Consider the following 17,833-nt stretch of genomic DNA (forward strand, 5'->3'; position numbering starts at 1 on the left):
ATCCGGCCTTGGAGCCTGGGATCCTTGCCGACGCGCATTGGTCCCCGCTGCCGCGGGGGTGTCGAGGGCGTTCACGCTTCGCCTTCCAGATGGCCCTCGAGTTCGAGGTAGGTCGCCCGGAGCCGGTTCAGGGTTTCCTGATCCGGCTCCGCCCAAAGACCCCGGTCCGCCGCTTCCAGCAGCCGCTCGGTGATACCCCTGAGCGCCCACGGATTGGACGTCCGCATGAAGTCCCGGTTCTCCGCGTCGAAGACGTACTCGGTGCTGAGCTTCTCGTACATCCAGTCGTCGACGACCCCGGCCGTGGCGTCGTAGCCGAAGAGGTAGTCGACGGTCGCCGCCATCTCGAAGGCGCCCTTGTAGCCGTGCCGCCGCATCGCCGCCATCCAGCGCGGGTTGACGACGCGCGCGCGGAAGACGCGGTGGGTCTCCTCGCCGAGAGTGCGGGTCTTGACCTGGTCCGGTACGGCGGAGTCACCGACGTACGCCTCCGGGCTCGCCCCCGTCAGATGCCGCACCATGGCGACCATGCCGCCGTGGTACTGGAAGTAGTCGTCGGCGTCGACGAGATCGTGCTCGCGGGTGTCGACATTTTTGGCGGCCACGGCGATGCGCCTGAACGCCGTCTCCATGTCCCCGCGCGCCGCCCGCCCGTCGAGCCCACGCCCGTACGCGTAACCGCCCCACACCGCGTACACCTCGGCCAGATCCGCATCCGAGCGCCAGTTCCGTGCGTCGATCAGCGGCAGCAACCCCGCCCCGTACGCCCCCGGCTTCGAGCCGAAGATACGGGCCGTCGCGCGCCGCCGGTCGCCGTGCTCGGCGGTGTCCTCGTCGGCGTGCGCGCGGACGAAGTTCCGGTCACCGGGCTCGTCCAGCTCGGCCACCGCCCGCACCGCGTCGTCGATGAGACCTACCACGTGCGGGAACGCGTCCCGGAAGAACCCGGAGATCCGGACGGTGACGTCGATGCGGGGACGGCCCAGCTCCTCAAGGGACACGACCTCGAAGCCGGTCACGCGGCGCGAGGCGTCGTCCCACACCGGGCGGCAGCCGAGCAGTGCGAGGATCTCCGCGATGTCGTCGCCCTGGGTGCGCATCGCGGACGTACCCCAGACGGTCAGGCCGACGGACTGCGGGTACCCGCCGGTGTCCTGCAGATACCGTTGGACCAGCGAGTCGGCGAGCGACTGTCCGACCTCCCAACTCAGCCGGGACGGAATGGCCTTGGGGTCGACGGAGTAGAAGTTGCGGCCGGTCGGAAGGACGTTCACGAGTCCGCGGGTCGGCGAACCCGACGGGCCCGCCGGGACGTAACCGCCGTCAAGGGCTTTGAGAATGTGGTCGATCTCGTCCGTCGTACGGGCGAGCCGGGGCACGACCTCCTGGCAGGCGAACTCCAACACCGCGACGGCGTCCGGGAGTTCGACGCCCAGGACGTCCTGTACGAGAGCTGCGCTCTCCGCGGTCACCCAGCCGCGCTCCTCCATGCCCTCCGCGACCCGGCGGCACAGCTGCTCAAGGAGATCGATCGCGTCAGCCCCGGTACGCGACGGACCCTCGACGAGGTCCGTCAGCTCGACCGGCACCTTCACCGGCGCGCCCGGCTCGGCGAGCAACTCCTTCTCGACCAGGCCGAAGTGTTCGGCGAGGCAGGCCCGCAGCCCGGGCAGCGCGTTCGCCGCACCGCCCCACACCTGTGAGGCCCGCAGCACGGCGAGTACCAGATTGACGCGCGGCTCGGCCTCCGGACCGCCGCCTAGGATGTGCAGACCGTCCCTGATCTGCACATCCTTGATCTCGCAGAGATAGCCATCGATGTGCATGACGAACTCGTCGAAGTCGCCGTCGTCCGGCTGTTCGTCGACATGCAGGTCGTGGTGGAGCTCCGCCGCCTTGACGAGGGTCCAGATCTGGGCCCGGACCGCCGGCGCCTTGGCCGGGTCCAGGTCGGACACGAGCGCGTACTCGTCGAGCAGCTGCTCCAGTTTCGAGAGATCGCCGTACGTGTCCGCGCGCGCCATCGGCGGTACGAGGTGGTCGACGACGATGGCGTGCCCGCGCCGCTTGGCCTGGGTGCCCTCGCCGGGGTCGTTGACGATGAACGGGTAGATGAGCGGGATTTCACCGAGGACGGCGTCGGGCGCGCAGCCTGCGCTGAGCCCGAGTCCCTTGCCCGGCAGCCATTCCATCGTGCCGTGCTTGCCCATGTGCACGATCGCGTCGGCGCCGAAACTGTTGTCGAGCCACCTGTACGCCGCCATGTAGTGGTGCGACGGCGGCATGTCCGGGTCGTGGTAGATCGCGATCGGGTTCTCGCCGAAGCCGCGCGGCGGCTGGATCATGACCACGACGTTCCCGAACTGGAGGCAGGCCAGCACGATGTCGTCGCCGTCGACGTAGAGGGAGCCCGGCGGCTCGCCCCACGCCTCCACCATGGCGTCGTGCAGCGCGGGGTCGAGCTGGTCGAACCATGCCTGGTAGTCGGCGAGCGGCACGCGCGCGGGCGCGGCGGCCAGCTGCTCCTCGGTGAGCCACTCGACGTCATGGCCGCCGGCGTTGATGAGCCGGTGGATCAACTCGTCGCCGCTTTCGGGAAGATCACCGACCTTGTACCCGGCGTCGCGTAGAGCCTTCAACAGCACAAGGGCGGATGCGGGGGTATCGAGTCCCACAGCGTTGCCGACCCGGGAGTGCTTGGTTGGGTACGCCGTGAAGACCAGCGCGAGCGACTCACCTCCACCTTCGCGGAGATAGCGCAGTCGAGCATGCCGGAAAGCGATGCCAGCGACGCGCGCAGCACGCTCCGGGTCGGCAACATAGGTAAAGATACCGTTTTCGTCAGGTTCCTTGAACGAAAACGGAACAGTGATCAGCCGCCCGTCGAACTCCGGGATCGCGACCTGCATCGCCGCGTCCATGGGGGAGAGGGCGGCGTCCGACGCGTCCCAGGCACTCTTCGACGAGGTGAGGCAAAGCCCTTGCAGGACAGGGATGTTGAGGTCGGCGAGCGCGCCGATGTCCCAGGCCTCCTCGTCGCCGCCCGCGGACGCCTGCGAGGCGTGCGTACCACCGGCGGCGAGCACGGTGGCGACGAGGGCGTCGGCCTGGGAGAGAAGCTCATAGAGTCCGTCGTCGGCGCCGCGCAGCGAACCGCAGTACACGGCAAGGGCGTTGGCGCCGCGCGCCTCGATCGCGTCGCACAGCGTGTCGACGAAGGAGGTGTTGCCGGACAGCTGGTGCGCCCGGTAGAAGAGCACGCCGACGGTGGGACGGCCCTCGACGAAGGCACGCTCGCCATGGATGCCGTACTCCGGCATCTTCCGCGGCTCCTCGAAGCCCTCACCCGTGAGCAGCACGGTGTCGGAGAGGAAGCGCGCCAGCTCGACGAGGTTGGCCGGACCGCCCTCGACGAGGTACCGCAGCGCTTCGGCTACGACACCGGCAGGCACCGACGACTCGGCCATCAACTCCGCGTCCGGGACGGCCTCTCCGCCCAGCAGCACCGTCGGGATGGCCGACGCCTTCAGGAAGGCGAGCCCGTCCTCCCAGGCGCGCTTGCCGCCCAGCAGCCGTACGACGGCGATGTCGGCGCCCTCGACGAGCGCGGGCAGCTCGCCCGCGACATCCACCCGGGTCGGATTGCCGATCCGGTACGGGGCGCCGGAGGCACGGGCGGCCAGCAGATCCGTGTCGGCGGTCGACAACAACAACACTGTGCTCATGCGGGCGCTCCCGGTGGGATGAAGGGCAGTCCTGACGGCGCGCCCGACTCGATGAGCCGCCACAGCGCGTCCGTGTCCGCGTGTTCCTCGATCAGATCGCCGAGCCGGTCCAGCTGCTCCTCGCGCAGCACCGCGAACGACGTGTCGGCGGCCGGCACGAAACGACGGCCCGCGGCGGCCGCCACCTCGCGCAGGAAGGCGCGCCGGAATCCGTCCGACTCCAGCGAGCCGTGCCAGTGCGTGCCCCAGGTCTGGCCGACCCGGCAGCCGTCCAAGAAGGGTTCTCCACCTACGACTTCGGCGACCCCGTGGTGGATCTCGTACCCCTCGACCCGCTCGCCGAGCGCCTCGCCGACGGGCCGGGTGAGGGTCTTCTCCCGCGCGAACCGCACCCGCACGGGCAGGATCCCGAGCCCGTCCACATGCCCCTCGCGGCTCTCGACCTCGTCCTCGATGTGCTCGCCGAGGACCTGGAAGCCACCGCAGATGCCGAGGACGGGCCGGCCTTCCCGGGCCCTTCGGACGAGGGCCTCGGCGAGCCCGCGTTCGCGCAGCCACTCCAGCGCCTTCACCGTCCCCCGGGTCCCCGGAACGATGACAAGATCGGCGTCGGCCAGCTCCTCGGGCCGGTCCACGAACCGTACGACGACGCCCGGTTCGGCGGCGAGCGCGTCCACGTCCGTGAAGTTGGACATGAGGGGAATCGCGCAGACGGCGACGCGCAGCACATCCTCGCCGACGGGCGCGGCGACGGCCGATTCCCGGACCGTCCCCCGCAGGGCTGTGTTTGATGTGAAAGAGGGCCGCAGCCCGTCCTCCTCGTCGATCCCGAGGCCGTGCTGGAAGGGGAGCACCCCGTACGTACGGCGTCCTGTCAGGTTGTCGAGCATGTCGAGGCCGGGCTCCAGCAGGGACACGTCGCCGCGGAACTTGTTGACGAGGAAGCCGGCGACGAGCTCCTGGTCCTCGCGCGACAGCAGCGCGACGGTCCCGAAGAACGAGGCGAACACGCCCCCGCGGTCGATGTCGCCCACGACGAGCACCGGGAGCCGGGCATTCCTGGCGATCCCCATGTTCACGATGTCGGTGCGCCGCAGATTGATCTCGGCAGGGCTGCCGGCCCCCTCACAGATCACCGCGTCATACGTGCCCCGCAACTCGGCGAGGCAGTCGAGGACGGTGCCGAGGAGCTGCTGCTGCCGCCCGCCGTGATACCCACGCGCACTCAGCTCGCCCACCGGCTTCCCCATGAGCACGACCTGACTGCTCCGCTCACTGCCCGGCTTGAGCAGCACAGGATTCATGAGCGCGGTCGGCTCCACGCGCGCGGCCTGCGCCTGCATGGCCTGGGCCCGCCCGATCTCGGCACCCTCAAGCGTGACGAACGAATTGAGGGACATGTTCTGCGCCTTGAAGGGCGCGACCTTGACCCCCTGCCGCACCAGCCACCGGCAGATCCCGGCGGTGACCACACTCTTGCCGGCATCGGAGGTGGTGCCGGCGACGAGCAGTCCGCCGCTCATGACGTACGCCCCTTCCTGTTCATGAGCGCCCGCGCGGCGGCACTCACACCGAGGGCGAGCCAGCTGACGCGCCGGGACAGCCGTACGGCCCGCTCGATGTCGTCGACGTGGACGGCGCGCCCTTCCCCGTTGAGCACGGGCCGGTGCTCGACGCGGCCCCCGTACGACAGCGTCCCGCCCAGCCGCACCCCGAGGGCCCCCGCGAACGAGGCCTCCACGGGCCCGGCGTTGGGGCTCGGATGGCGGTGGGCATCGTCACGCCAGGCACGCAGGGCCGCGCGCGGATCACCGCCGGCTGCCGCCGTGAGGACGGCGGTGAGCCGGGCCCCCGGCCACCCGGCGAGGTCGTCGAGCCGGGCGGAAGCCCAGCCGTACCGCCGGTACTTGGGGGACTTGTGCCCGACCATGGCGTCGAGCGTGTTCACCGCGCGAAAGGCGACGAGTCCGGGCACCCCGCCGACCGCACCCCACACCAAGGCCCCCACCACGGCGTCGGAGGTGTTCTCGGCGACGGACTCGACGACGGCACGCGCGATCCCGTCGGCGTCGAGCGCCTGGGGGTCCCGCCCGCACAGGTGGGGCAGCCGCTCACGGGCCACTTCGACATCACCGGCCGCGAGCGCGCCACCGATCGCCCTGGCCTCCCGGCCCAGCGAAGTCCCTCCGACAACGGCCCACGTGGCGGCGGCGGTCAGCACGATGGAGGCGGTGCGAGAGCCGCGTACGCCACGGCCTGCCAGCGCGGCGAGCCCGGCGGCACCGCCCACGCACACGGCGGTGTGCAGCGCGCCCCACCCCCGGTGGTCCCGCCACAACACCCGTTCCACGGCACCAGCGGCCCGCCCGAACGCGGCGACCGGATGCCCCCGGCGAGGATCGCCGAGCAGCAGGTCACCGAGGAGGCCGGCGGCGGCGCCGTACGCGAAGTCGCGATCGGCACGCATGGGTTCAGCCGACCGTCAGGTCAGGCACAACCGTCGTTCGGAAGTCATGGGCGCAGCCGCGCATGGCAATATGTCCTCACTCAGGGTGTCCACGCCCTGGTTCGACGAGACCGGCGGCGAGAGTTCCTGGCTCCCGGGGAACTTCGTTCCCCGGTGACAGTGGCGGGACCGCGCCGGATTCGCACCGGGCTTCCTCTCATTGCCGCCGTACTTGGCTCCGGAAGTCCACCACGGGGTTGGAAGACCCGTCAACTGGCTGTTGACCTGCACGGGGAGAGTGTGCCGAGGCCCACATCGCCGCCACTGCGACATCCCCACCGCGACCGCCGAGCCGCCCTGTGCAGGAACGCCGACGGGCGGGTACGGGACGCGGCGTCCCGTACCCGCCCGGCTGTCGAACCGTGCGGCGTCGTCCTTGTCAGGACACGATGATGAAGATCCCGTACGCCACCGCCGCCGCGCAGGCGGCGAAGCAGGCGTACGCGCCCGTGACCGCGAGGGTCGCCGAGCCGCCCGAGACGGACGCCGACTCGCGCTTGGAGAGTGCGACGATGCCGAGGGTGAACAGGCCGACGAGGGCCACGGTGCTGAGGAGGCTGACTCCGAAGACGGAGGCGAGGGCCTGCCAGTCGATGTGCATGCTGTCGTTCGTTCCTTACACCGTGGCCGGGCTGGTGGGCTCCGCGTCCGGGGACGGGGACGGGGACGGGATCATGGTCTTCAGGCCGGCGACGGTGGCCGTCGGGCCGGCCGGCGGCGGGGTGACCGCCGCGACCCCGGTGGTGACGACGCCCGCGGGCTCGATGTCGTTGACATTGTCGACGGTGACCGGCTGGCGACGGGAGAGCGTCCAGATGATTCCGGCGCCCGCCACCAGCAGCACGCCCGTGGCGATGATGCCCCACGTGCCCTGCTGGGTGAGGAACTCCGCGGAGGCACCGGCCAGACCGGCGGCCGGGAGGGTCAGGCCCCACGCGACGAACATCCGGGTCGCGGTCGACCAGCGGACGACACCGCCCTTGCGGCCGAGGCCCGAGCCCATCACAGCGCCGGAGCAGACCTGGGTGGTGGAGAGCGAGAAGCCGATGTGGGAGGAGGCCAGGATGGCGCTCGCGGCGCTGGTCTGGGCGGCGAAGCCCTGCGGCGGCGCCAGGTCGGTGAGGCCCTTGCCCATCGTGCGGATGATGCGCCAGCCGCCCAGGTAGGTGCCGAGCGCGATGGCGATACCGGCCGAGACGATGACCCACATCGGGGGGTTCGAGCCCGGGGCGATGACGCCGCCGGTGACCAGGGCGAGGGTGATGATGCCCATCGTCTTCTGGGCGTCGTTCGTGCCGTGGGCGAGGGAGACCAGGCCGGCGGAGGCGATCTGGCCCGCGCGGTAGCCCTTGGCGGTCGCCTTGTCCTCGACGCGCCCGCCGATCTTGTACGTCAGCCGGGTGGCGAGCATCGCGGCGAGTCCGGCCACGATGGGCGCGGCGACCGCGGGGATCAGCACCTTGGTGATGACGGTCGAGCCGTTCACCGACGACCAGCCGGCCGACATGACGGCGGCGCCGATCAGGCCACCGAAGAGGGCGTGGGAGGAGCTGGAGGGCAGACCCAGGAGCCAGGTCAGCAGATTCCAGAGAATGGCGCCGACGAGCGCCGCGAAGATCACTTCGGTGCGTATGCCCGCTTCGTCGATGATGCCGCCGGAGATCGTCTTGGCGACCTCCACGGAGAGGAACGCGCCGACCAGGTTCAGCACGGCGGACATGGCCACCGCCGTCTTGGGCTTCAGAGCGCCGGTCGAGATGGTCGTCGCCATCGCGTTGGCAGTGTCGTGGAAACCGTTCGTGAAATCGAACACGAGAGCGGTGACGATCACGATTCCAAGGAGGAGCGTGATGTGTTCCATTTACCCAGGCTTCTATTGGACGTCAGTGGCGAGTGGACCGTAGGCAACCTGGGTGAACGAAAGATGAACTGACGGGGTACTTGGGGTGTCTCAAACGGTGGACCGCCCCTCGGTTTGCACTGGAGGGGCGGTCCGGGAGGTTCGAACGGAGTCGGAATGTCGGGCTCCGCTTCCATTCTCTAGCCGCGCGCGAGCCTCTTGAGCTGGGCCATGGATCCGTTGAAGAGGTTCTGGTCACCCGGCAGGCTGCCGCTGTTGTCGTACTGCCAGAACGTCCAGTACGACCAGCCGGCGGGCAGTGCGCCCGCGTTCGCCGAGTCGTAGCGGGCGAGCCACAGAGAGTGGGTCCCGGCGAAGGCGCGACTGCCCCCGGTGCAGTTGTTCCACCAGTGGGTGGTCGTGTAGATCACCGGGCGGCGGCCGGTCTGGCGCTTGACCTCGTCACTGAACGCCTTGATCCAGCTCACCATCTTGGCTTTGCTCAGGCCGTAGCACTTGCGCTTGCTGTACGGGTTGTACTCGATGTCCAGCGCGGGCGGCAGCGTCCAGCCGTCCGCGCGCCAGGCGCCGCCGTTGCGCACGAAGTACCTGGCCTGGGTGGCGCCGGACGACTTGTCCGGCAGCGCGAAGTGATAGGCGCCACGGATCATGCCCACGTTGCGCGCGCCGTTGTACTGCTGGCTGTAGTACGGATTGCGGTACGTGTGGGACTCGGTCGCCTTGACGTAGGCGAACCGGGCGCCCTTTGCTTTCGCGCTCTGCCAATTGACGTTCTTCTGGTGTGAGGAGACGTCATGCCCCTTGGGCTTGCTCGCCGCGGAGACCGGAACCGTGGCGAGAACGGTCCCCCCGGCGGTGAGCGCCCCCACGACAGCGGTTGCCACTATGACGTGGGCACGACGACGGAACGGTTTGTGGTCATGGGCCACATTTCCCCCCGGAATGGCGACGTGCATGACAAATCCCACAGAGGCTACTGGAAGATCAGTGCATGCCCGTCGATCGCAAGCCAACCGGCGGTAGAGGGGGATTTATGTGGATATGCGACCTTACCGATGCTCGGGTTCCGGCCTAAAATGCCCTCGCCTGCGGCGCGTTGACGTCCCCGCCTGGCAGGATCGCGGCATGGCTGAGCAGCGGCGGGACGCACGGGACGTACGGGAGGACGCACAGGTGGAGCCCGAGCGGGACGGGTGGGACGCGGTGGAGCGGGCCTGGGGCGAGCTCGTCGCGACCGCCCGCCGGACGGTGGCCGACGGGCTGGTCGTCGGCACGTCGGGCAACGTGTCCGTCCGCGTGGGTGACACCGTCCTGGTCACGCCGACGGGGGTGCCGTACGACCGGCTGGCGCCGGACGACGCGGTCGGTGTGGACCTCGATGGCCGGCAGGTGCTCGGTTCGCTTCTTCCGACCAGCGAATTGCCGATGCATCTCGCGATCTACCGTGCGACCGACGCGCGCGCCGTCGTCCACACCCACGCCGCACACGCGACGGCCGTCTCGACGCTCGTCGCGGAGCTCCCGCTGATTCACTACATGGCGGGTGCCCTCGGCGGGCCGGTCCGTGTTGCCCCGTATGCGACATACGGCACCCCGGAGTTGGCCGAGAACATGCTCCAGGCGCTCACCGACCGCACCGCCTGCCTTCTCCAGAACCACGGCACCATCGCCTACGGGGCGTCCCTCTCCCAGGCCTACGACCGCACAGCCCAGCTGGAATGGATGTCCCGAGTCTGGCTCCTCTCCTCCTCCGTCCCGGGCCTCACCCCCCACCTGCTGTCCCCCGACCAACTCCAGGAAGCGGGCACCCGCCTCCGCTCCTACGGCCAGAAGAACTAGCCACTCCGCTGCGAGTGGGGCTGTTTTTCGCCCCCTCCGCCCCTACCCATCCCGTACCTGGGGGCTGCCGCCCCCAGACCCCCGCTTCGGCCTGAACGGCCTCGTCCTCAAACGCCGGACGGGCTGAAAGCACCTTCGCCGGGCGGGGTGGAGGGTGCGGCGGGGTGGGTGGGAGAGGCGGAGGAGCGGGGTGGGTGGGGGTGTGCCTCGTTGCCACGTCCTCGAACGCCGGACGGGCCGAGAGGCTTCGCCGGGCGGGCGGAGGGGCTTCGCCGTGCGGGCTGAAACCACCTTCGCCGGGCGGGGTGTGGAGGTGGCCCGCCCCCACGCACCCGCAGTCGCCAGCGCGCGGGAGGGGCCGTGCCGGTACATCACATGCCCGTCGCCCCGTTCGGATCTGGAGAGGGTTTCTGTATTCCCACGTCTGATCCACCGGCCACGACGGGCGGATGTACCGGCACGGCCCCGACCCACCCACCGGCAGCAGGCGATCCGCAAGCAGGGCCCCGCCCCCACTGGCCGACAGCGGGCTCCCCCGGGAGACTGGACCCGTGCGCAGGATCAGAGCCGCCGTCACAGCCGCCGCCGCAACCGTCACCGCAGCCATAGCCGCGGGCGCAGCCTCCGTTGCGGCAGGCCGCCTCGCCAGCGACGCCGCGCTCAAGGCGGCGCCCGGCAAACCCCTGCCCACGGAACCCCGGCTCACCGTCCACGGCGCGACGGCGGGCGGGGTCGCCCTCACCCGGCACCTGGCCTCCCAACGCCCAGGCACCTACGGCCTCGCCGGCGACGCCTGCCACGCGATCGTCGGCCCGGTCATGAACACCGCCCACTCCGTCGACACGGTCGTACGCCGCCTGGAACGCGTCACCCACGGCTCCCTGGAACCCGGCGACAAGGTGTGGCTCACCCCGAACCTGCACATCGGCAACCCCAGCACGGCCCTGGGCCTCGACCACGCCGACGTCGACATCCCCGGTGAACTCGGCGTCCTGCCCGCCTGGTTCGTGCCCTCCGTCCGCGACACCTGGGTGATCACCGTGCACGGCCTGGGCGCCGCCCGGGAGCACCCGATGAACGTGATGGGGTTCCTGAACCGCCACCACTTCCCCGTACTCGACCTCGCCTACCGCGGCGACCTCGGCGCCCCCCGCCCCCAGGACGGCCTCAGCCATCTCGGTGAGACCGAGTGGCGCGACCTCGACGCGGCCATCCGGTACGCCGTGCGGTACGGCGCCGAGCAGGTCGTCCTGTACGGCTGGTCCACCGGCGCCACCATGGCCCTGCGCGCCGCCGCGCACTCCGCCGTGCGCGAGCGGATCTCCGGCCTCGTCCTGGACTCGCCCGTCCTCGAGTGGGAGACCACGCTGCGCGCCCTCGCCTCGGCCCGCCACACCCCCAGCGTCCTGCTGCCTCTCGCGGTGCGCGCCGCGAGAGGCCGTACCGGCCTGCACGGCGACCGCATCGAGAACGCCGCGCACCCCGAGCACCTCACGGTGCCGACCCTCGTGCTGCACGGCCCGGACGACACGATCGCCCCCTGGGCAGCCTCACGCCGCCTCGCCGACCGCCGCCCGGACCTGGTCACCCTGCACACGGTCCCGAACGCCCCCCACGGCGCCATGTGGAACGCCGACCCGGACGGCTACGAAGAGGCCCTGCGCCGCTTCCTCACCCCCTTGATGTAGCCCCCGAACCCCCTTGATGTAGCCCCCGAGCGCCCCCTTCCGGTTCCGCCCCGGACAACTCTCGCGATGGCACCTTCCTGCGTGTCGGGCGCCCGCGGAACCCTGTGCTCCGACCACCCCCATCGCCCCCCGTGACATTCCGTTTGGGTTTTCGGACCGTCAACCGGAAGACTGCACCCGTGACGTCCCGTACCCCGCGCGACTCCAGGCTCCGACTCGTCAGCCCGCGGCCCCTGGCCACGGCCCCCCGAGCGGTGACCCAGCGCCGCACGCCCCGCCCCGCACCGAGGCCGCCCGAGGGCACACCGCCGCCCGCGGAACTGGCCCGCATGGCGCGCACCGGCCTGGCCGGCGCGGCCCGTGTCGCCCGCTGGGCCGACGCCGCCCTGCGCCCCGGGCGCGACGGCGCGAGCCCCGACGGCAAGGGCGCCCTCTCCGACGCCACCGCCGAACGGGCCGCCGCGGACCTGGGGCTGACCTCGGCTCAGGTCCGTGCCGACTGGGACACCGCACGCCTGGCGGGTCTCGTCGAGGTGCACGGCGACAGCGCCCGCCCGGGCTGGCGGCTGCGCGCCTGGAACCGCGACGACAGCGCCGTACTGCGCGGCTGGGTCGCCCTCTTCGACGCCTGGTCGCTCGCGTATCCGGAGCCCACGGACCGCGAACCCGCCGCCGTCGCCGAGGTCGTCTCCGCGATGCCTCAGGTGCTCTCCTTCCTCCAGCTCTCCGCGGGGCCCGTCCCCGTGGAGCAACTCCTCGACCTCCTCGAACAGCGCGTCACGGAACTGCGCACCGAGCGCTGCGAAATCCCGTACGGCCCCCAGCCGGAGTCCGCCCCGGAGGCCACCCCCGAGACCGCCGAGGACACGGACGCCCCCCTCGCCCCCCTCCTCGACTGGGCCCTGCACGCCCTCGCCTCCGTGGGCGCGCTCACCTGCGCCGACGGCCAGGCCACCCTCACCCCGCTCGGCAGCTGGGCGGTCTGGGTCAAGCTGGAGCAGATCTGCGTCGCCGCGCAGAGCCCCGCCGGGAACATCGAGCAGTCCGCCGAGGACATGCTCCGCGGCTGCGCCCAGCTGCGCCCCAACGCGGCCCGCGCCGAGTACCGCGCCTGGCTCGCCGCCCGCCCCGTCGGCAGCGCCGTCACCGAACTCCTCGACGCCGCCCGCGGCGAGGACGCCCTCACCCGCGGTCTCGCCTTCGAGGCGCTGCGTGTGGTCGGCGCCCCCGCCGAGCCCGACGTACGCGCCGTGGCCGAGGAGACCTCGCTTCGCCCCTACGCCCTGCTATGGCTCGCCGAGCACGACGGCCACGACCCCGAGGACGCCCACGAGGTACTCACCCGCGAGGAGACCACCTGGCTGTGGGTCGACACCGCGGCCGCCGTCGCCGACCACGGTGAAGCCCCGCTCCTCGTACGGCACTTGGAGTCCGCGGTGCAGCCCACCGTGCCCGCGCTCCTCGACGCGGTACGCGCGGTCGGTCACCCCCGCACCGTGCAGGTCCTGGTCGCGCTCGCCGCCGCCCACCCGGACCCGGCGCTCGCCAAGGCCGTACGCCGGGCCGCCTTCCAGGTGCACACCGGGGGGAGCTGACAGGGAAGCCGGTGGGAAAGCCGACGCGGGAGTCGAGCGCGGGGGCTCCGAGGCCCTACACCCCTATCTCAGGGGCGTATATACCAAAGCTCCAGATATTGCCCTCGATGTCCCGGGCCATATAGTCCCGCGAGCCGTAGTCCTGGTCCGTCGGGGGCATCAGGATCTCCGCGCCGTGGTCCACGGCCTGCTGGTGGTGTGCGTCGACGTCGTCCACGACGATGTACACCCCGCAGGGGCCCGCGCCCTTCATCGCCTCGTCGAAGCGGCCGCCGCGGCCCTTGGAGCCGAGCATCACAGCGCCATTGCCCTGCACCAGCTCGGCGTGCATCACCGAGCCGTCCTCGCCCTCGTACACAGACAGTTCGGTGAAGCCGAAGGCCTCCGTGAGCTGCCTGATCGCCGCCTTCGCGTCCGCGTACAGCAGACTCGGGTAGATGCTCGGGCGCCCGCCGTCCATGCCTGCCATTCCGATCACTCCCTACTCGTCCCGCCGCCGGAATCCGATCTGGTGCCCAGTCTTGCACCGGCCACTGACAACGCCCCGGCGCGCGGCAGCCGTTCGCGGTGCGGTGCCGTGCCGTCTCAGCGGAACGTGTTGCACCGCGCCATGTCACCGGTCCTGTAGCCCTCGTAGAACCACTGCTGGCGCTGCTCGGCCGAGCCGTGCGTCCAGGTCTCCGGAGTCACCCGGCCCTGGAACGTCTCCTGGATCCGGTCGTCGCCGACGGCCGCCGCCGCGTCCAGGCCGTCGCGGATGTCGGCGTCCGTGAGACTGGTGATCAGGGGTCTGCCCGTCGAGGCGTCCTTCGTCGTCGTCGCGTGGTGCGCCCACACTCCGGCGTAACAGTCGGCCTGCAGCTCCACCTTCACCGAGTTGCTGCCCGCGCCGGTCAGTCCGTCCTGCGACCTGCCGAGCGTGCCCATCAGGTCCTGCACGTGATGCCCGTACTCGTGCGCCACCACATACGCCTGCGCGAACGGCCCGCCGCTCGAGCCGAACTTGGTGCGCAGATCGTTGAAGAAGTCCAGGTCGAGATAGACCTTGCGGTCGCCGGGGCAGTAGAAGGGCCCGACGGCGGACGTGGCGGTGCCGCAGGCCGTGCCGACCCGATTGCCGAAGAAGACCGTCGGGGAAAGGGTGTACGTGCCGGCGCGGCGCCTGAACTCCTGCGTCCAGAAGGCCTGCACGCTGTTGACCACCGCCACCATGCGGCAGTCCTCCTGGGCGTTCGCGTCCCGTCCCTTCTTGCAGGTCTGCTGGACCTGGGCGAGGGAGGAGGAGGCCGCCTCGGGCTGGTCGTCGCCGGAGGAGAGTCCGAGCTGGTCGGGACCGACTCCGAAGAACAGACCGAGGAGCAGGGCGATCAGGCCGGCGATGCCGCCACCGACGGTCGCCCTGCCGCCCGGGATTCGACTGCCGCGCACATCCTGGACCTCGGAGGTGTCCAGGTCGGCGTCGTCGTCGAACTGCATGGGCACACCTCCCTCTGCGGTACGTCGCTCCGTGGCGCCATCCTCATACGCCCGCAGGGCCCCGGCCTTGGGCGAAGGTCCGAACGGGGGACGCGCTCCCGCCCGTACGCCGTGTCCCGACAGCCCTCCGGCCACCCGCGCCTACGCTCTCCGCCTGATCCGTGGGCCGTGCCGGCGAAGGGGGCAAGGTGGTCGTTCTGCCGATCGAGACGACGGCCCAGAACCCACCCACCCGGAACCCCCAGGCCCCGTCGGCCCACCAGACCCCGCCCCGGCCGGACACCGCCACCCGGCGACCCGCGACCCCCAGGGCCCTACCGCACGCGAGGCCCGGGGCCGTACCGCCCGCGAAGCCCGGACCCCTGCTCCTCCCCACGAACCCCGAGCGCCCGCACCCCCCGACCCGCGCCTCCCGTACCCTCCGCCGCCTCCTCCCCACCACGCTCGCCCTCCTCCTGACAGCCCCCCTCCTCGCCACGGCCCATCAGGCCCGACCTGTCCCCTACGGGGACCGCCTCACCGTTCACGCCGTCCACGCGCGCGTGGAGCACGCGACGCGCCCCCCGCTGCGGACGAGAGGGGCCGTCGTGGAGGCGTACGACGGAGGGAGCGGGCGCCCCCGGTGGACGTATGCGCGGGAGGGGCGGCGGCCATTGGTCGTGATCCCCGCGCGCGGGGACGCGATCGCGCTCTGGGACGACGGGATGGTCACCGCCACCGTGCGCGCGGACGGCAGCGCGGTGCGCTGGCACCGGGGTCTCCCCGGGGCCGCGCCATGGCTCGCGGCCCACGGGGGAGCGGGCGTGCTGTGGACCCTCGGCCCCCGCATGCTCGCCGTGGTCACTCCGCAGCGCGTGGCCGCGTACCGCATCGCCGACGGGGACCTGCGCTGGGTGCTGCCCGCCCGACGGGGCTGCGCTTTCGAGCCCGCGCGCGCGGTACGTAACGGCGCCGCGCTTCTGATCGCGCAGCCCTGCGCCGCCACCGACGAGTGGACCGGCGAGATCGTCGCCGTGGACGACGTGGGCAGGATCACCCCGGACCGTACGCCGCTGGGCAACGAGCGGCGGGGCGAGCGTCACAGCGCCGAGCACGCGCACGCAGGAAAAGTGGTTGCACGGCCCCGTTAGACTTGGCCCATGGCCATTCTCCTCGCGCATTAGACGGCGGGAACGTCCTCAGCCGCCCACCCCGCCAACGACCCCCGCCCTGGAGTCTGTCCGTGATCTCCGCCTCCGGTATCGAGCTGCGCGCCGGCGCCCGCATCCTCATCGAGTCCGCCACCTTCCGTATCGCCAAGGGCGACCGCATCGGCCTGGTCGGCCGCAACGGCGCGGGCAAGACGACCCTGACCAAGGTCCTCGCGGGTGAGGGCATCCCCGCCGCCGGCAACGTCACCCGCTCCGGCGAGGTGGGCTATCTGCCGCAGGACCCGCGTACCGGCGACCTCGACGTACTCGCCCGGGACCGCATCCTCTCCGCGCGTGGCCTGGACACCCTGATCCGCAAGATGCGCGAGAACGAGCAGCGGATCGCCAACGGCACCGGCGCCACCCGCGAAAAGGCCATGAGGCAGTACGAGCGCCAGGAGACGGAGTTCCTCACCAAGGGCGGATACGCCGCCGAGGCCGAGGCCGCCACCATCGCCGCCGCGCTCAACCTGCCCGACCGTGTGCTCGGCCAGCCGCTGCACACGCTCTCCGGTGGTCAGCGCCGCCGTGTCGAGCTGGCCCGCATCCTGTTCTCGGACGCCGACACGCTCCTGCTCGACGAGCCGACCAACCACCTCGACGCCGACTCGATCGTCTGGCTGCGTGACTACCTCAAGACCTACCGCGGCGGCTTCATCGTGATCTCCCACGACGTCGACCTGGTCGAGACGGTCGTCAACAAGGTCTTCTACCTGGACGCCAACCGCGCCCAGATCGACGTCTACAACATGGGCTGGAAGCTCTACCAGCAGCAGCGCGAGGCCGACGAGAAGCGTCGCAAGCGCGAGCGGCAGAACGCCGAGAAGAAGGCCGCCGCGCTGAACTCGCAGGCGGACAAGATGCGCGCCAAGGCCACCAAGACGGTGGCCGCACAGAACATGGCCAAGCGGGCCGACAAGCTGCTCGCCGGCCTGGAGGCGGTCCGCGTCTCCGACAAGGTCGCCAAGCTGCGCTTCCCGGAGCCCGCGCCCTGCGGCAAGACCCCGCTCCTGGCCGAGGGCCTGTCGAAGTCGTACGGCTCGCTGGAGATCTTCACCGATGTCGACCTGGCCATCGACAAGGGTTCGCGGGTGGTCATCCTGGGCCTGAACGGCGCCGGCAAGACGACCCTGCTGAAGCTGCTCGGCGGCGCCGAGAAGCCCGACACCGGCCAGGTGATCGAGGGCCACGGCCTCAAGCTCGGCTACTACGCGCAGGAGCACGAGACGCTCGACCCGGAGCGCACGGTCCTGGAGAACATGCGCTCCGCCGCCCCCGACCTGGACCTGGTCGAGGTCCGCAAGACGCTCGGCTCGTTCCTGTTCTCCGGCGACGACGTCGACAAGCCGGCCGGCGTCCTCTCCGGTGGTGAGAAGACCCGTCTCGCGCTCGCGACGCTGGTGGTTTCCTCCGCGAACGTCCTGCTGCTCGACGAGCCGACGAACAACCTCGACCCGGCCAGCCGCGAGGAGATCCTCGGCGCGCTGCGCACCTACAAGGGCGCCGTCGTCCTCGTCACCCACGACGAGGGCGCCGTCGAGGCGCTCCAGCCGGAGCGGATCATCCTGCTGCCGGACGGCGTCGAGGACCTGTGGGGCGCCGACTACGCGGACCTGGTGGCCCTCGCCTGAGCCCCGGGCGCCCCGGATGTCCCTGAAGCCCCGGACGGCGGGTCACCGCCGCTTGATCGAATGACTGATCCACTGCGTATGGATCATTCGGCCGATCCGTGATCCTTCATCTGTGTGAGATCTCCTCGTACCGAGGTGTGTCCTACATCGATTTCATGGCCGAGCCCTTTGTTCCCAAGGGCTCGGCCGTCTCGCGTCGCTGACCAGGTACTTCGCGGAAGAACCCGTTCGGCCGTACGGACTACGGCAGCCGGAACCTGAAATTCCACTCGTGGGGATGGGCGCCTGTCGTCAAAACCTTGTCCTACGGACCTTGCCGAAT

13 protein-coding genes and 1 riboswitch are annotated in these 17,833 nt (G+C 71.0%); of the genes, 5 read left to right on the forward strand and 8 right to left on the reverse strand.

Annotated elements, in window-relative coordinates; genetic code table 11:
• Positions 1 to 71: 71 nt before the first annotated feature.
• From cobN to C4B68_RS31155, 6 genes are all read right to left on the reverse strand, one after another.
• On the reverse strand, positions 72 to 3,725 hold the full coding sequence (gene cobN / locus C4B68_RS31130; protein ID WP_099504636.1) for a cobaltochelatase subunit CobN: 3,654 nt from the start codon (positions 3,723 to 3,725) through the stop codon (positions 72 to 74).
• The gene (locus tag C4B68_RS31135; RefSeq protein ID WP_099504637.1) at positions 3,722 to 5,248 is read right to left on the reverse strand and encodes a cobyric acid synthase; all 1,527 of its coding nucleotides are present in this window, start codon (positions 5,246 to 5,248) and stop codon (positions 3,722 to 3,724) included. The genes cobN and C4B68_RS31135 overlap by 4 nt, the downstream gene beginning before the upstream one ends.
• Positions 5,245 to 6,192, reverse strand: coding sequence for a cobalamin biosynthesis protein (locus tag C4B68_RS31140; protein ID WP_099504638.1), 948 nt, complete (start codon positions 6,190 to 6,192; stop codon positions 5,245 to 5,247). The genes C4B68_RS31135 and C4B68_RS31140 overlap by 4 nt, the downstream gene beginning before the upstream one ends.
• 101 nt (positions 6,193 to 6,293) lie before the next feature.
• Positions 6,294 to 6,437, reverse strand: a riboswitch (cobalamin riboswitch).
• A 173-nt stretch (positions 6,438 to 6,610) separates the two neighbouring features.
• Positions 6,611 to 6,832 (reverse strand): hypothetical protein, encoded by a 222-nt coding sequence (locus C4B68_RS31145; RefSeq protein ID WP_099504639.1) that lies wholly within the window; start codon positions 6,830 to 6,832, stop codon positions 6,611 to 6,613.
• Positions 6,833 to 6,847: 15 nt separating this feature from the next.
• Entirely contained in the window at positions 6,848 to 8,092 is a 1,245-nt protein-coding gene (locus C4B68_RS31150; RefSeq protein ID WP_099504640.1) for an inorganic phosphate transporter, read from the reverse strand.
• 179 nt (positions 8,093 to 8,271) lie between these two features.
• The gene (locus C4B68_RS31155; protein WP_240634534.1) at positions 8,272 to 9,021 is read right to left on the reverse strand and encodes a lysozyme; all 750 of its coding nucleotides are present in this window, start codon (positions 9,019 to 9,021) and stop codon (positions 8,272 to 8,274) included.
• 196 nt (positions 9,022 to 9,217) lie between these two features.
• Between C4B68_RS31155 and C4B68_RS31160 the strand changes: the two genes are divergently transcribed.
• From C4B68_RS31160 to C4B68_RS31170, 3 genes are all read left to right on the forward strand, one after another.
• Positions 9,218 to 9,931 (forward strand): class II aldolase/adducin family protein, encoded by a 714-nt coding sequence (locus C4B68_RS31160; protein ID WP_099504642.1) that lies wholly within the window; start codon positions 9,218 to 9,220, stop codon positions 9,929 to 9,931.
• A 551-nt stretch (positions 9,932 to 10,482) separates the two neighbouring features.
• A complete protein-coding gene (locus tag C4B68_RS31165) occupies positions 10,483 to 11,619 on the forward strand; it encodes an alpha/beta hydrolase (RefSeq protein WP_373682251.1) in 1,137 nt (378 codons plus the stop codon).
• 179 nt (positions 11,620 to 11,798) lie between these two features.
• Positions 11,799 to 13,214, forward strand: coding sequence for a hypothetical protein (locus C4B68_RS31170; RefSeq protein WP_167459199.1), 1,416 nt, complete (start codon positions 11,799 to 11,801; stop codon positions 13,212 to 13,214).
• A gap of 55 nt (positions 13,215 to 13,269) precedes the next feature.
• Here C4B68_RS31170 and C4B68_RS31175 read toward each other — a convergent pair whose 3' ends face one another.
• Both C4B68_RS31175 and ypfJ read right to left on the reverse strand, forming a co-directional pair.
• Positions 13,270 to 13,683 carry a VOC family protein gene (locus C4B68_RS31175; RefSeq protein ID WP_099504644.1) on the reverse strand — a complete coding sequence of 138 codons (414 nt, stop codon included), beginning with the start codon at positions 13,681 to 13,683 and terminating at the stop codon, positions 13,270 to 13,272.
• Between the two features lie 116 nt (positions 13,684 to 13,799).
• Entirely contained in the window at positions 13,800 to 14,690 is an 891-nt protein-coding gene (ypfJ, locus tag C4B68_RS31180) for a KPN_02809 family neutral zinc metallopeptidase (protein ID WP_099504645.1), read from the reverse strand.
• A gap of 188 nt (positions 14,691 to 14,878) precedes the next feature.
• On the opposite strand from ypfJ, the gene C4B68_RS42540 reads away from it, so the two are divergent.
• Both C4B68_RS42540 and C4B68_RS31190 read left to right on the forward strand, forming a co-directional pair.
• The gene (locus tag C4B68_RS42540) at positions 14,879 to 15,820 is read left to right on the forward strand and encodes a PQQ-binding-like beta-propeller repeat protein (RefSeq protein WP_180289335.1); all 942 of its coding nucleotides are present in this window, start codon (positions 14,879 to 14,881) and stop codon (positions 15,818 to 15,820) included.
• Between the two features lie 92 nt (positions 15,821 to 15,912).
• Entirely contained in the window at positions 15,913 to 17,511 is a 1,599-nt protein-coding gene (locus C4B68_RS31190) for an ABC-F family ATP-binding cassette domain-containing protein (protein WP_099504646.1), read from the forward strand.
• Positions 17,512 to 17,833: the final 322 nt, after the last annotated feature.

Source organism: Streptomyces dengpaensis, assembly GCF_002946835.1.
Lineage (GTDB): Bacteria > Actinomycetota > Actinomycetes > Streptomycetales > Streptomycetaceae > Streptomyces > Streptomyces dengpaensis.

Excerpts from the sequence above, each read along its gene's own strand:
- C4B68_RS31140 (WP_099504638.1), bottom strand. The coding sequence starts at position 6,192 with ATGCGTGCCGATCGCGACTTCGCGTACGGCGCCGCCGCCGGCCTCCTC.
- C4B68_RS31145 (WP_099504639.1), bottom strand. The coding sequence starts at position 6,832 with ATGCACATCGACTGGCAGGCCCTCGCCTCCGTCTTCGGAGTCAGCCTC.
- ypfJ (WP_099504645.1), bottom strand. The coding sequence starts at position 14,690 with ATGCAGTTCGACGACGACGCCGACCTGGACACCTCCGAGGTCCAGGAT.
- C4B68_RS31150 (WP_099504640.1), bottom strand. The coding sequence starts at position 8,092 with ATGGAACACATCACGCTCCTCCTTGGAATCGTGATCGTCACCGCTCTC.
- C4B68_RS31135 (WP_099504637.1), bottom strand. The coding sequence starts at position 5,248 with ATGAGCGGCGGACTGCTCGTCGCCGGCACCACCTCCGATGCCGGCAAG.
- cobN (WP_099504636.1), bottom strand. The coding sequence starts at position 3,725 with ATGAGCACAGTGTTGTTGTTGTCGACCGCCGACACGGATCTGCTGGCC.
- C4B68_RS31175 (WP_099504644.1), bottom strand. The coding sequence starts at position 13,683 with ATGGCAGGCATGGACGGCGGGCGCCCGAGCATCTACCCGAGTCTGCTG.
- C4B68_RS31160 (WP_099504642.1), top strand. The coding sequence starts at position 9,218 with ATGGCTGAGCAGCGGCGGGACGCACGGGACGTACGGGAGGACGCACAG.